Below are 13,203 nucleotides of genomic sequence, written 5' to 3'. Positions count from 1 at the left end.
CAAATGGCTGAGGGGAAATTTTTTAAATGTACTTCTTAAAGGCTAGTGTGACGTTGTGTCCACCAAAACCAAAAGAATTGGATAATGCCATGGCCACTGTTTGCGTTCGGCTGTGATTAGCTACGTAATCTAAGTCACACTCTGGATCAGGATCTGCTAAATTTATGGTTGGGGGAATTTGATCATTAGCGATGGCTAACACTGTTGCCACTGCTTCAATACCTCCCGAACCACCCAAAAGATGACCTGTCATGGATTTGGTGGAACTGACAGCGATTTTATGGGCATGGTCACCCAGAGCCGTTTTTATGGCAGCAGTTTCATTGACATCATTGGCTGGGGTACTGGTACCATGAGCATTGACGTAGCTCACCATTTCTGGGGTAATGCCCCCATCTTTGAGCGCCTGCTGCATGGCTCTGGCTGCTCCTTCTCCACCGGGTACTGGGGCTGTCATGTGATAGGCATCACAAGTCATCCCATAGCCGATCATTTCTGCATAAATGCGAGCGCCACGACTGAGAGCGTGTTCTAATTCTTCTAATATGAGAACTCCTCCACCCTCACCCATAACAAACCCATCCCGGTGGCGATCGAAAGGACGGCAAGCATGAGCCGGGTCATCATTGCGAGTGGAAAGCGCTCTGGCTGCGGCAAATCCAGCTAAACCTAGGGGGGTAATTGCTGCCTCACACCCACCGCAAATCATGGCTTGAGCATAACCATTTTGAATTAAGCGAAAAGCATCCCCAATGGCATTGGAACCTGCGGCACAGGCGGTAACGGGACAGGAATTGGGACCTTTAGCACCGGTGTGAATTGCTGTTAGTCCTGCGGCCATATTGGCGATCATCATGGGAATCATGAAGGGACTACAGCGATCTGGCCCACGGTTGAGATAGATTGTTTGCTGGTCTTCCAGCACCTTTAGCCCACCAATGCCTGAACCAATTATTACCCCCACCTGTTGGGCGTTGAGTTCATTAATCACTAAGTTGGCATCGTTTATGGCTTGTTTGGCAGCCGATACGCCAAATTGGCAAAACCGGTCCATGCGCTTGGCTTCTTTGCGATCCATGTAAGCCAGTGGATCAAAGTTTTTCACTTCACCAGCTATGCGGCAATCATGGCGAGAGGCATCAAATAATGTGATGTTGTCAATGCCATTGCGTCCGCTTAACAAGCCCTCCCAATATTCATCTGCTGTGTTACCAATAGGTGTAATTGCGCCTACACCAGTTACAACAACTCGTTTACGTTTATGGTCTGTCATTTCTCAGTTAAATTTGGCGATGAACCTGCAAGAATGGGGAATGGGGACTGGGAACCACCAAACCATGATAATAGTTTCTGATTTAGCAGATTTTGGTCTATATTGAATTATTATCAGTAGTTAACACTCAGTACCGAGTACCCAATCCCCAATGGCAGTTTAGGCGGAAGCGGCAACTTGCTTTTGGATGTAATCCACCGCCTCTTGAACCGTGGTAATTTTTTCTGCGGCATCGTCGGGAATTTCAATATCAAATTCTTCTTCCAATGCCATCACTAATTCAACAGTATCTAGGGAATCAGCCTGTAAATCGTTGGCAAAATGAGATACAGGTTTGATTTCCTGGTCTTCCTTACTTAGTTGCTCGGCAACAATTTTCTTGACTCTTTCAAAAATTTCTACTTCACTCATACGATAAACTTCCTTGACCAGTTGGTATTATGCGCTCTTTAGGGGCGATGTGGTTTTAAGCATATACATCTTATCGGAAAGCGCGATCGCCCGTATACTATCAACGGCTTTTCCTGGAGAAAAATTTGTCCTCCAAGAGAAACTTAGGCTGTGTCAGGGACAGAACAAGTTAACTACTTTACCAGCCCTGGTATAGGAGGAAAACGCACCCCATGGCCTACCATGAGAATTAATCTAATTACCTTTAACTGCTAATTATGACTAAATTTTTCCTGAAATTCCAATTAATACATACACTTTTACCATTGTCCCCTGCCAGAATTAAACAGTTATCATCAGGGGTAACTAACCTGATTGAAAAATAATCTTATGCTATCTCCTACGCTGAAATACGCTTATTACCCAGGCTGTGTTGCTCAAGGGGCTTGCCGAGAGCTATATTTATCAACTCAAGCCTTAACTCAAGCATTGGGTATTGAACTAATTGAACTGAAAAAAGCTGCTTGCTGCGGTTCTGGCACATTTAAAGAGGACTCCCAATTACTAGAAGATACCGTCAATGCTCGCAATATAGCTTTAGCAGAAGAATTAAATCTGCCCTTGCTCACCCATTGCAGTACTTGTCAAGGTGTAATTGGTCATGTCAATGAAAACTTGAAACAATGTCAAACAGACAATCCCAGCTACATCGAGCAGGTAAACGGTTTGCTGCAAAAAGAAGGATGTTCTCCTTATCGTGGTACCAGCGAAGTTAAACATCTCCTCTATGCCCTGCTGACGGATTATGGTTTAGAGGAAATTAGCAACCGTGTGACTCGCAAGTTAACAGGATTAAAGTGTGCTGCTTTTTATGGCTGCTATCTCCTCCGCGCTCAAAAACATATGCCCTATGATGACCCATTCCACCCGGAAGGTATGGAAAATATGTTTCGGGCGGTGGGCGCAACGCCAATTTATTACCGTGGTCGTACCCAATGTTGCGGTTGGCCTCTTGCTAGCTACGCCACTAACCAATCTTTCCAAATGGCTGGGATGCACATTCAAGAAGCCTTGGCTCTGGGTGCTGATTGTATGGTTACTCCTTGTCCTTTGTGTCATTTAAATTTAGATTCTCGTCAGCCAGAAGTGGAAAAGGTGATTGAAAAGCGGCTTGGTTTACCAGTGCTGCATTTACCGCAGTTAATAGCTTTGGCTTTAGGAGTTAGCCCCACAAAACTAGGTTTAGACCGTCACATTGTTTCTACTCAGCCAGTGTTAGAAAAACTGGGACTGTAATGGTCGGGGGTGAAATTGTGTCCAACAGGAAAACTCACAGTTACCATAAAACCCTCATTTTTTGCCTAAATGGCGTTGTAACTGCTTGAAGGATTGATATATTTCCGGCAAGCGGTTATAAATGGCAGATGCTTTTAGATATAGTTTGTGAGGAACTGCTGGTATTCCGGAGACAATTTCCCCTGGTGGGACATCATGATGAATCCCAGCTTTAGCAGATGCGATCGCTCCATCACCAATTTTTACTTGATTGGCTACTCCTGATTGTCCCGCCAAAATCACACGATCGCCTACTTTTACTCCTCCAGCGAGTCCCGCTTGACCTGCGATGGCACAACCAAAGCCTATTTGGCAACCGTGTCCTATTTGCACCAAGTTGTCAATTACTGTATTAGGCCCTATGCGTGTTTCTCCTACGGACGGGCGGTCAATGGCTGTGTTACAGCCAACTTCTACCCCATTTTCCAGGACGGTATAACCTGATTGTTCCATTTTCACCCAACCGGTGGGGGTAGGTACAAAACCAAAGCCTTCTGCACCAATGACAGCACCACTGTTAATTAGGCAATCACTACCGATGCGGGTACGTTCATGGATAGTACAGTTAGCGTGTAAGGTGGTGCGATCGCCGATGTGAGCATGGGGATAAATCACTACATTAGGATGAATAATTACCCCGTTGCCAATTTCCACATTTTGCTGAATCACAGCATGAGGGCCAATATAAACATCTTGACCGATTTTGGCTGTGGGATCAATGACTGCCGTGGGGTGAATTTCTGGGACGGGGCGGTATGGTTGATAAAAAAGTGCGATCGCTCCGGCGAATAACAATCGTGGGTCTGGCGTAGCTATCCAGGCTATACCCCGTTCTTGTGCTTGTGATTGTAATGTTGGATTTTGGGGCAAGATTAAAGCACTAGCTTTTGTTTGGCTGACATAAGAGGCAAATTTTGCTCCTTCTATGTAGCTAATATCACCAATTTTTGCTTGGTCTAAAGCCGCTAAACCTGTAATTTCTGGGTCTTGGTCTTGGTTGCGGCTGAGGCTGGTATCTGTGACACCTTCTCCTAGTTTGCAGATAATTTCACTGAATTTCATGTTTAGGTTGCAATATATTATCAACTATTCTAAACTTTCGGGACACCTGTATTTTGATTCCAAGGGCGTTTACAAGTGAAATTAGCACTAATCATGATTGTGGGGGTTGTGGGTTTATGTGTGGTGGTGGAAGTGGTGTTGCGATGGCTGTTTGGTTTTGGTAATCCATTGATTTATGTTGCTGATCCCCACATTGGTTATTTGTTAGCGCCTAATCAGCGCACCCGGCGCTTTGGTAACCGGATTGAAATTAATCAATATTCCATGCGAAGCCCCCCTGTAGAAAAAATACCCCTACCCGGTACGCTAAGAGTATTAATTATTGGAGATTCTATTGCTAATGGTGGTTGGTGGACTGATCAGGATAATACCATATCTAGCCTGATCACCCGTTCTCTACTATCAAATATTAGTAATTACCAGGAAATACAAGTATTAAATGCTTCTGCTAATTCTTGGAGTCCCAGAAACGAGTTAGCGTATTTACAAAAATTTGGTAATTTTCAAGCTCAATTTGTGGTATTGTTAATTAACACTGATGATTTATTTGGCACTGCACCTACATCTTTACCAGTGGGACGCGATCGCAATTACCCAGATCAAAAACCTCCCCTAGCATTGGCGGAAGTGTGGGAGAGGTACATGATCAAACCAAAGCCCAGCCAGGAAATCAAAGCAGTTCAAAAGGAAACAGGGGATATAGTAGGGATTAATTTAGAAGCCATTGGACAAATTCAAGCATTCACTGGTGGAAACAATAGCCAATTTTTACTGGTGATGACTCCTCTACTGCGAGAAATTGGTGAACCAGGACCACGGGACTATGAGGTTAAAACCCGTCAAAGATTGATTGACTTTACCCAAACCAAGCAAATTAGCTATATAGATTTTTTACCATTACTCAACGCACACCCACAGGCAAAAGCCCTGTATCAAGATCACATACATCTGAATTTACTAGGTAATCAGTTTGTTAGTGGGGTGATTGAGCAATGGCTGCTAGAAAATCTCAGCCCTAACTCCTCTCTTGAGTGAATTTAGGGGATGGGGTATGATTTTTCAAAGAGTGTCTATACAATGCTGTATCTTTTGCAAGAGTGGCTGAGATTCTATGGCTTTAGCTAAATTTCGCGCCTCTTCGTAGTAGGATAGGGCTAATTTTTTGCGTTTACTCTTGGCATAAACATTACCCATATTCAACAGGGTGGAAACTTCTCCCAGAGAATCACCAATTTCTTGATAAATGGGGATGGCTTGCTGGTAATGTTTCAAGGCCTGACGGTGATTTCCTAGGAGGTGGTAGGTAAAACCAATATTATGTAGGGTTGTACCTTCACCACCACGATCATTTATTGCTCGACGTGTCCACAAAACTTGATGGTAAAGTAAAAGTGCTTTTTTAGGCTGTCCTAAATCACCATAGACAGAAGCAATATTATTTAAGGTAGTGGCTTCCCCCATGAGGTTCTTAACGGCCCGTTGAATGGGTAGCGCTGCTTGCAAAAATTCCAAAGCTTGCTCATACTGACCTAAAGTGCTGTAGGCATGACCAATACCATTGAGGGTGGTTGCTTCACCAGAAAAATCTCCTAATGAGCGACGAATGGCCAAAATTTGGTACTGTAGTAATAGCGATCGCTTTGGTTGACCTAATTTGCTGTAAATTATGGCTACATCATTGAGGGTAGAAACTTCCCCTTGAGTGTCTTGCAGGTGTCTAAAGATTACTACTGCTTGATTAAAATACTCTAGCGATCGCGATAGTCGCCCTAAACGGCTGTAGGTGGAACCTAGATTGCTGAGTGCGATGGCTTCAGCTTGCTGATTACCAATTTCCACAGCTACCAAATGTGCTTGCTGAAAACACTCTAATGCTTGTACAGGTTGACAACAACTCAGATGAGCTAAACCGATATCATTTAATGTGTGGCCTTCCCTAGCTCGGTCTGGAATTGCTCTGGCTAACTCTAAATTCTCACTGGCAAAACTGAGATATTTTTGAAACTGGCCTTGTTTGTAGTAACGGCTGGCTTCCTCGCGGCGTTGTTCCCACTCTTGGACTTGATTAAAAGCTTGCGTCATCTGACCCCGGTTAAACTCTGCGATGAATTGGCAAGTTATGTTTGGGAATCAACCCTTTGGAGGTTTCCCAAATTTGAGTTAACCGTTATTCTCTCTCTTGAGTGATAAAAAGTAAATAGAGTTGAAACAAAAAAATACAATAGTGTTTTTACTTAAGTACAATACAAATATAAATAATATCAACCTTGTATTCAGGGCATTTTGCCAGCTAATAACGTACCTCACTACCAACAGAAAGGCTATATTAACAAAGCTTTGACAATTGTTTCCGCAGGGGGATGTGGGCTTCCTCGGCCATATGTAGCCACTGCTTCAGATAGGGTAGATATGAAATCAGCCATTAAGTTAAGTTAAGTATATTTCTATTAAGGATTTTTGAAAACAGCTTGTAATTATAGCACAATGAAGAAACAAGTTTCCCTAAAAAAAATTAGTTACTGGCAAACTGTGGTTTGGGTGGAGTGTAACTGATAACTCAACTTGATAACTTGTAGACACCGGGAGGTGACAACATGGATAGTCAAAAAATCCTCAATCTTTATGCAGCAGGACAACGCACATTTAATCGAGCTAATTTACATCAAATGAATTTGAGTGCTACTAATTTGAGTGGTGCTGATTTTACTGAGGCAGATTTAAGTGGAGCTAACTTAACTCAAGCTAATTTAAGTGGATGTAACTTTAGTCAGGCAAATTTAACAGATGCTGACCTGAGTGGAGCAAATTTAAAGGGTGCAAACTTAAGTGAGGTTAACTTGATTGGTGCTGAGTTGATTAAAGTGAACTTAGAAGACTCTAACCTAAGTCGTGCAGATTTACGCGCTGCCAATTTAGAAATTGCCAACTTGGTGGGCGCAAACCTCAGTGAAGCAGAAATGAGTGGGGCGAATTTCAGAAATGCTAATCTCAGCAGGGCTAATTTAACTGCTTGCAATATCAGTGAAGCAGAACTCAATGGCGCTGACCTAACAGGAGCAATGCTCACTGAACCGGAAAAAACCGGGGAAGTATTGCATATGGGACTATCTCATAAATGGGTGACTTGGGCTAGTAGTTATAGCCAAGTGGTTTTTTCCTGAGTTAAAGCAAAAATATCGGCAGTTTCTTGAGAAACTGCCGTAGGATGATCAGAGTTTGAAAACCACCAGGGATACAACAAAGCTTGTGTCCCTATTTAAACATCTTAACTAATAAACTAAAGGTTCAATGCCACGCATCTGCCGTAAGGCGTTTATACAAGCTGGACAGTCACAATTAAATAACTCAACTGCCATATCACTTTCCTCAATGTTAAAGGCTAGCAAGGGAACTTCATTTTCAGTGGCGGAAAACTCGATTCCCGGCTGATATTTAGGGACTTTAGCTAATACCGAGGCTCTAGCACATACGGGACGGACTATGTGTTCATTGCGGATACAGGTTAATTTATCTGTGTTTTCTGTTTCCAGTTCGGCTGCTCGTGCTTGATTTGCCATTGCTCCCATAGCAAGAATGGAACTAACTAGCATGGGGGTTGAAAGCAAACTAAGTATAGTTTTTTTATTCATTAGGTTACCTTTCAAAACAATCCTGACTGCTTACATTAACCGATTAAATCTTACGATTCAAGTAAATGTCGGTCAGGAATGCCAATAAGTTGTACTATTTGGTAGATTGATTCAAGTAATGTTAAGTTCCTCTGAGGTACATTCCGGGGATAACTATAACCTGGCCTGCTAACTTGACAGGGTATGGGTAAAAGAGTGTATTCCTGCACCAATGGTTAATTCCTGGTTTTCAGATAAATGTAGAGATAATATTTTTTTATCTCCACACTTACAGCAGGAGCTAATAGATTTAGCTCTATGATAACTATTTAATGAAAGTTGGCATTATGGCGGATTAAATTCATAAATTCTGCGCGACTTCGGGAATCTTCGGCAAAAACTCCACGCATGGCACTAGTAACAGTCCAAGAACCGGGTTTTTGTACACCGCGCATCACCATACACATATGGGTAGCTTCTATGACTACTGCCACACCTTGGGGTTTGAGTAATCCCTGCAATGCGTCGGCAATTTGGCTGGTGAGACGTTCTTGTACTTGTAAGCGTCGGGCGTACATTTCGCAAATTCGGGCAATTTTGGACAAGCCGATGACTTTACCATTGGGTATATAGGCAACGTGAGCGCGACCAATGATGGGCAGGATATGATGCTCACAGGAACTAAAAATATCGATGTCCCGAACTAACACCATTTCATTGGCATCTTCTGTAAATACTGCTCCATTTAGTAGTTCGTCCAAGGATTGAGTATATCCTTTTGTGAGAAACTGCAAGGCTTTCATTACTCTTTTGGGAGTGTCTTTGAGTCCTTCGCGGTCTGGATCTTCACCTAATCCAATCAATAAGGTCCGTACAGCCTGCATCATTTCTGCTTCTGTTACTTTTCGCTTTTGAGCAGGCAAAGACGATAGTACCTGATCGGCAGAAGTTAGATCGGGACGAATCGATAGAGTCATTTTTTGAGTTTCGTTAGGAATGTTTTACTGAATTTAGTCAGTTGTCAAGCCCTGACTAGTGAATGATTGTAACATAACTTTACACTTTCTCATCATACCAAACATTTTTGTAACTGGGAATCGATTTCATTGTTGTTCAAGTTTCTGCCAATGAACACTAGCTGATTTTTTCGTTGAGAATACCAATCGTCAGCGTGTAAATTGTAGCGTGGTCCGCTCAGTTGAAAGATGTGCCGTAAATCACTATCATTAAACCAGAGTATGCCTTTGGCACGAAATACACCTGATGGCATTGCTTCAGTGAGGAAGGTTTCAAATTTGTGAACATCAAAGGGGCGATCGCTTTGGAAGGAAATGGAAATAAAGCCATCATTATCTAGGTGATCTGAGTGATGATGATCATGTTTATGATGATGCTTTTGGTGGGCATCCTGTTCCGCAATGGATATATACTGTTGTTTGGGTGTTAAGTCTGTGCCGAGAATCAATGGTAATGGTACTTGTGCATATTGGGTGCGTAAAATTTTTGCCCCTACTTTGACTTGATAAATGTAGTTTTCCAGTGCTTGTAGTTTTTCTGGGGTTACTAGGTCAACTTTATTCAGGAGAATAATATCGCCATAGGTGATTTGTTTTAAGGCTGATTCACTTTGAAAATGTTGATTATCAAAGGTTTCTGCATCTACTAAGGTGAGAATAGAGTCGAGATTGGTTAGGTCTCTCAGTTCTGTGCCTAAAAATGTGAGGATGATTGGTAAGGGGTCGGCTACCCCGGTGGTTTCAATTACTAAATAATCAATGGGGTCTTCTCTTTCTAAGACTCGATAAACAGCATCAACTAACCCATCATTGATGGTACAGCAAATACAACCATTACTGAGTTCCATCATGTCTTGGTCTATGGAAACCAGTAATTGGCTATCAATGTTAATGTCGCCAAATTCGTTAACTAGGACGGCAATTTTTAAGTTTTGTTTGTTTTTCAGAATTTGATTGAGGAGTGTGGTTTTACCACTACCTAAAAATCCAGTAATGATGGTAACCGGCATTCCTCGTTTGGGAATTTCTGGCGTGAGAGTAGTCATGTATGGTCAAGTTGACTGGTTGAGATAATGATAATGGTTATCATAACCTATAAATCAAAGTGGGCAATATTAAAAATCGGCAAAATCGGCAAAATCGGCAAAATTGGCAAAATTGGCTTGTTTGAGCGATCGCCTAGCCAATTTGGTGTAAGTTTTGACAGTGGAAATAGGCATTTCTAAATCTTCTGCTATCACTTTCATAGATTCCCCAGCTTCCCGGCGTGCGAGGATAGTTGCCCAGGTAGCTGCTATTCTATCAGTGCGATCGCCTCCTTGGCGTTTGCGTTGTGCGGTGAAGATGGCAGTTAATTCCTCAATGCGTTCTGCTAAAAGATTTGTGATCACCTGGGTAGAAGTTGTGGGTTGTGGTTCGACCCAATCTAAACAAGTTTGTCCCAGTCCAAAAGTGGTTTTGTGTCCTGTTCCACAGTAGGGGGCGAGTTTAACCAAGGCATAAAATAACTGAGTAAATTCAGTATGAGCTAAACCTGCTTTACTCAAACCGCAGGAAATAGCTCCCGTAAAGCCTGTCACTGAACCCCGTTTACCAGCTGCTACTTTAATTGATTCTAAGCGGTGTCCATGAATAATCACATTTTCGTCGATCCAATCGAGAAAAGATGTTTGGGATATGGGTATTTGGGAAAAGTCATTCCAGCGTCGCAGGTAACTATGAAACAGGTTAACAGGTACGGGGAGAGGGAAATGATGACCTTTGCGGCGAAAGCTAGTAGGTGAGATGAAGCTGAGGTTAACGTTAGAGTATTGTGCTGGTAGTTCCAATAGTTGGGGGTAGGTAGTTGGTGGATGAGAGATTGTCACCTGTTTGATTTTTAGGGAAGCATCTCTTAATTTTAGGGTTTGTGGCAGTTTAGTTAACCACTTTTGCAGAAACTGTACTACTTTGGCGGATAAAGCATGAACTTGCCAGCGTAAAATTTGGTTAGCTTCTAATTGTAATTGCTTGCCTGCGGGAAGTAGTTGACTTTCCAGGGCTGAGATATTGAATGGTTTTTCTGACTCCCCATCATGGAGATAAGCTGAGAGGTCTGGGTCAAATTGTCGCACTTGGTCAAGAAACCAAGCATGGAGGGCAATAGTATATTGGGAGTAGAGAGAACTGGTGGTAAGTGCTTCTAGTTCAAACTCTAATCCTACCAATTCCGTCTCATCTGGCCACATAGGGGGAGTAGGGGTAGATGGTGATTTGGGCTGGAGTTTACGACTGCTGGGTTTAGCTGTTCTTGGCATTATCCATATGCTGCATAGGTGTTGTTATTTATTGTAGTTAATATTAGTCCCCTTGCGGGGATGATGTGACTAGGAAAATTTAAAAGCATAGTGATTCTTCAGTATGCTACATAGTTGAGTTAGTTGATATTTCGGTCAAAGAACAAGTTCTGGGATTTGATTATTTCTGCTCTTTTTTGCTAACGTACTGATTCCACGGTCATTCCTGTGAGTCTGGACATTTTGTAAAGATTTTATTCTTATTTTGTATAAAACTTGCAAAACTTGACGACATGAGTTATAATGTTGACGTAAATTTCAATTCAAGTCGAGGTAAAAATTATGAGTGAAAGTCCAAAATCGATTTGGAGAAGATGAAGAATCATCATCAACCATAAATCCAATCAATTTTGCACTCACTAAACAACACGCAGCATTTTTAAAAGACAGATTAGATGAATTTCTCAAGGGAACAACATGATTTCAAGTATACAGTCAACACCAACCCATTCAGTTTCAAATTGGAGTAATCGGAGTTCATCTAAAGCTGAACTGTATTTATTAGAACCGGAAAATCCAGGATTTTATATTCGTGAAATACGAAAGTTGGTGAATCAATTAAATTCAGTAGAAGGAATCAAAAGGGTGATGGCTGTCGCTATTCATTTTCCTGATATTCATTGGATTGATTTTCAGATGGAGTTGAGAGGAAATACCGAGTTGTCAGATGAAACCTGGGAGAAGATTCAAGATTTGGTAATTGACTATGAATGGAAATTAATAGATGACTCTAATGAAGAATGGTATTTTCGTCCTCAGATAGTAGATAGATTCTACTCACTTAAAGACCAGGTGATGGTTGATTCTGATGACCAACAATACACACAGACAAGTAGACGAAAAACCTGGGCAAGTCATCCCCTTAAGTTCAGTGTGGTTTAATTCACTCTCCTGGCTACGGATGTACCTCATTTGGGCAAGATTAGCTATATAATATATAAAGTTTATAAAATTTATAAAATTTCTCGCAAGGGAATGGAAACAATCATGCGTCATATGCTGAATAGGAGTCAACTCCATCTAACAAGTTGATTTAATTCAGAGGCGAAGATATAACTCCGTGAGATGCTGGATGATTGAATTAATTAGTCTCCCATCTTTCTTCCCCGCAAGGGGACTAAGATTAAAAAAGGCACAACTATTTTCTCTGTAGCTGGGTTAAACTATAGTGAGTTGCTCTATGCTTTTTTAGGTGTTCAGGGTTGTTGGTTTTAATGACTGGTAATTTCCATGGCAATAGATTAGCATCTATTGCCCCTAATTTATGACGGGTAAATTACTGTTCTAAGCAGCAATGGCTAAGTTTTCAGTCAACTTTGCCAGCGATGTATTTAGTTCTGTGATTTCAGTTAATACATCAGGGTCACTAAAGGAGTTAAGAGCATCGGCGTACTCTTTGACATTCCCAAATTTCTGTGTTGCCAGGTTAATGCGTTTTTCTAACTGATCAGACAATTTGGATATTTTATTGGTTAACACTACTAACCTAGGTACATAATGTAGTTTTATACTTTGCTCATAAAAACTTAAACGTTGGATTGTATTAGCATTGTCCCAAATGTTTTGTGGTAGATTAGGCGGTGCTGTCGATTGACTAGTTACTCGCTCGACTATTTGCAAGTACTTTCTGCGTTGATCTCGTCGGGGAAATAAATTGAAATTTATGATAAATTTGTAGTCTTCCAATTCTTGATCATTCAAATTAATTGGCAGCGTTTCTGCCACAGTATTCGGATTTGTTTGGTATTCTAGCTGTAATTGATCACTTAATTTCTGGAAATATGCAGCATCTTGGCCGGCATCGTTTTTAATTTTTTCTAATTTATTGTCTATGTCTGCCAGTGCATTTTTACCATTGTCGTAAGACAGACTGGGTAGTTTTTGAATTGATGTCACTACCCCATCTAATTCTACTTTAACCTTAGATACATAGGACTGTAGTGTGCCATTATAGTCCAATGCCCATGCTGGGGTGGGAGCAATTAGCAGTAGGGACAGAATTAAAATTATTAAGGTTTTGCACGCAACCTGGATTGAACTTAGTATGTTCTTCTGGGTAAAAGGTTTGGTGTTCATGTTCTATGTGTTGGTTTTAATGACTGGTAATTTCCATGGCAATAGATTAGCATCTATTGCCCCTAATTTATGACGGGTAAATTACTGTTCTAAGCAGCAATGGCTAA

At 41.6% G+C, this 13,203-nt stretch carries 14 protein-coding genes; 5 read left to right on the top strand and 9 right to left on the bottom strand.

The genetic code is table 11. The features are described from left to right. Positions 1-22 precede the first annotated feature (22 nt). Entirely contained in the window at positions 23-1,273 is a 1,251-nt protein-coding gene (gene fabF / locus NWP17_RS06210; protein ID WP_280654046.1) for a beta-ketoacyl-ACP synthase II, read from the bottom strand. Between the two features lie 159 nt (positions 1,274-1,432). Beyond that, complete coding sequence (gene acpP / locus NWP17_RS06205; protein ID WP_280654045.1) at positions 1,433-1,684, bottom strand: acyl carrier protein; 252 nt, start codon at positions 1,682-1,684, stop codon at positions 1,433-1,435. Between the two features lie 13 nt (positions 1,685-1,697). On the opposite strand from acpP, the gene NWP17_RS06200 reads away from it, so the two are divergent. Both NWP17_RS06200 and NWP17_RS06195 read left to right on the top strand, forming a co-directional pair. Next, entirely contained in the window at positions 1,698-1,880 is a 183-nt protein-coding gene (locus NWP17_RS06200; RefSeq protein WP_280654044.1) for a hypothetical protein, read from the top strand. Positions 1,881-2,053: 173 nt separating this feature from the next. After that, on the top strand, positions 2,054-2,959 hold the full coding sequence (locus NWP17_RS06195; protein ID WP_280654043.1) for a CoB--CoM heterodisulfide reductase iron-sulfur subunit B family protein: 906 nt from the start codon (positions 2,054-2,056) through the stop codon (positions 2,957-2,959). Between the two features lie 54 nt (positions 2,960-3,013). Here the strand turns inward: NWP17_RS06195 and lpxD are convergent, their stop codons facing one another. Further along, a complete protein-coding gene (gene lpxD / locus NWP17_RS06190) occupies positions 3,014-4,060 on the bottom strand; it encodes a UDP-3-O-(3-hydroxymyristoyl)glucosamine N-acyltransferase (RefSeq protein WP_280654042.1) in 1,047 nt (348 codons plus the stop codon). A 93-nt stretch (positions 4,061-4,153) separates the two neighbouring features. On the opposite strand from lpxD, the gene NWP17_RS06185 reads away from it, so the two are divergent. Next, positions 4,154-5,095, top strand: coding sequence for an SGNH/GDSL hydrolase family protein (locus NWP17_RS06185; protein ID WP_425332651.1), 942 nt, complete (start codon positions 4,154-4,156; stop codon positions 5,093-5,095). Between the two features lie 24 nt (positions 5,096-5,119). Here the strand turns inward: NWP17_RS06185 and NWP17_RS06180 are convergent, their stop codons facing one another. Continuing rightward, on the bottom strand, positions 5,120-6,142 hold the full coding sequence (locus NWP17_RS06180; protein ID WP_280654040.1) for a tetratricopeptide repeat protein: 1,023 nt from the start codon (positions 6,140-6,142) through the stop codon (positions 5,120-5,122). Positions 6,143-6,654: 512 nt separating this feature from the next. On the opposite strand from NWP17_RS06180, the gene NWP17_RS06175 reads away from it, so the two are divergent. Further along, positions 6,655-7,221: a pentapeptide repeat-containing protein gene (locus NWP17_RS06175; RefSeq protein ID WP_280654039.1), complete on the top strand. Its 567-nt coding sequence runs from the start codon at positions 6,655-6,657 to the stop codon at positions 7,219-7,221. Between the two features lie 108 nt (positions 7,222-7,329). On the opposite strand, the gene NWP17_RS06170 is transcribed toward NWP17_RS06175, so the two are convergent. From NWP17_RS06170 to cas6, 4 genes are all read right to left on the bottom strand, one after another. Further along, positions 7,330-7,689: a hypothetical protein gene (locus NWP17_RS06170; protein WP_280654038.1), complete on the bottom strand. Its 360-nt coding sequence runs from the start codon at positions 7,687-7,689 to the stop codon at positions 7,330-7,332. Between the two features lie 308 nt (positions 7,690-7,997). Continuing rightward, the gene (gene folE, locus NWP17_RS06165; protein ID WP_280654037.1) at positions 7,998-8,645 is read right to left on the bottom strand and encodes a GTP cyclohydrolase I FolE; all 648 of its coding nucleotides are present in this window, start codon (positions 8,643-8,645) and stop codon (positions 7,998-8,000) included. Positions 8,646-8,737: 92 nt separating this feature from the next. Then, entirely contained in the window at positions 8,738-9,730 is a 993-nt protein-coding gene (locus NWP17_RS06160; RefSeq protein ID WP_280654036.1) for a CobW family GTP-binding protein, read from the bottom strand. Positions 9,731-9,799: 69 nt separating this feature from the next. Further along, entirely contained in the window at positions 9,800-10,981 is a 1,182-nt protein-coding gene (gene cas6, locus NWP17_RS06155; RefSeq protein ID WP_280654035.1) for a CRISPR-associated endoribonuclease Cas6, read from the bottom strand. A gap of 456 nt (positions 10,982-11,437) precedes the next feature. On the opposite strand from cas6, the gene NWP17_RS06150 reads away from it, so the two are divergent. Next, on the top strand, positions 11,438-11,902 hold the full coding sequence (locus tag NWP17_RS06150; RefSeq protein ID WP_280654034.1) for a hypothetical protein: 465 nt from the start codon (positions 11,438-11,440) through the stop codon (positions 11,900-11,902). Positions 11,903-12,304: 402 nt separating this feature from the next. On the opposite strand, the gene NWP17_RS06145 is transcribed toward NWP17_RS06150, so the two are convergent. After that, positions 12,305-13,096 carry a hypothetical protein gene (locus NWP17_RS06145; protein ID WP_280654033.1) on the bottom strand — a complete coding sequence of 264 codons (792 nt, stop codon included), beginning with the start codon at positions 13,094-13,096 and terminating at the stop codon, positions 12,305-12,307. Between the last annotated feature and the right edge of the window lie 107 nt (positions 13,097-13,203).

The organism is Chrysosporum bergii ANA360D, assembly GCF_029891735.1.
GTDB classification, from domain to species: Bacteria; Cyanobacteriota; Cyanobacteriia; order Cyanobacteriales; family Nostocaceae; genus Umezakia; species Umezakia bergii.
Note: the sequence above shows the minus strand (reverse complement) of the source record. Positions and strands in the feature narration are given on the sequence as shown.

Bases quoted from the DNA above. Each gene is read 5' to 3' on its own strand.
- fabF (WP_280654046.1), bottom strand. From the start codon at position 1,273: ATGACAGACCATAAACGTAAACGAGTTGTTGTAACTGGTGTAGGCGCA.
- acpP (WP_280654045.1), bottom strand. From the start codon at position 1,684: ATGAGTGAAGTAGAAATTTTTGAAAGAGTCAAGAAAATTGTTGCCGAG.
- NWP17_RS06195 (WP_280654043.1), top strand. From the start codon at position 2,054: ATGCTATCTCCTACGCTGAAATACGCTTATTACCCAGGCTGTGTTGCT.
- lpxD (WP_280654042.1), bottom strand. From the start codon at position 4,060: ATGAAATTCAGTGAAATTATCTGCAAACTAGGAGAAGGTGTCACAGAT.
- NWP17_RS06185 (WP_425332651.1), top strand. From the start codon at position 4,154: ATGATTGTGGGGGTTGTGGGTTTATGTGTGGTGGTGGAAGTGGTGTTG.
- NWP17_RS06180 (WP_280654040.1), bottom strand. From the start codon at position 6,142: ATGACGCAAGCTTTTAATCAAGTCCAAGAGTGGGAACAACGCCGCGAG.
- NWP17_RS06175 (WP_280654039.1), top strand. From the start codon at position 6,655: ATGGATAGTCAAAAAATCCTCAATCTTTATGCAGCAGGACAACGCACA.
- NWP17_RS06170 (WP_280654038.1), bottom strand. From the start codon at position 7,689: ATGAATAAAAAAACTATACTTAGTTTGCTTTCAACCCCCATGCTAGTT.
- folE (WP_280654037.1), bottom strand. From the start codon at position 8,645: ATGACTCTATCGATTCGTCCCGATCTAACTTCTGCCGATCAGGTACTA.
- NWP17_RS06160 (WP_280654036.1), bottom strand. From the start codon at position 9,730: ATGACTACTCTCACGCCAGAAATTCCCAAACGAGGAATGCCGGTTACC.
- cas6 (WP_280654035.1), bottom strand. From the start codon at position 10,981: ATGCCAAGAACAGCTAAACCCAGCAGTCGTAAACTCCAGCCCAAATCA.
- NWP17_RS06150 (WP_280654034.1), top strand. From the start codon at position 11,438: ATGATTTCAAGTATACAGTCAACACCAACCCATTCAGTTTCAAATTGG.
- NWP17_RS06145 (WP_280654033.1), bottom strand. From the start codon at position 13,096: ATGAACACCAAACCTTTTACCCAGAAGAACATACTAAGTTCAATCCAG.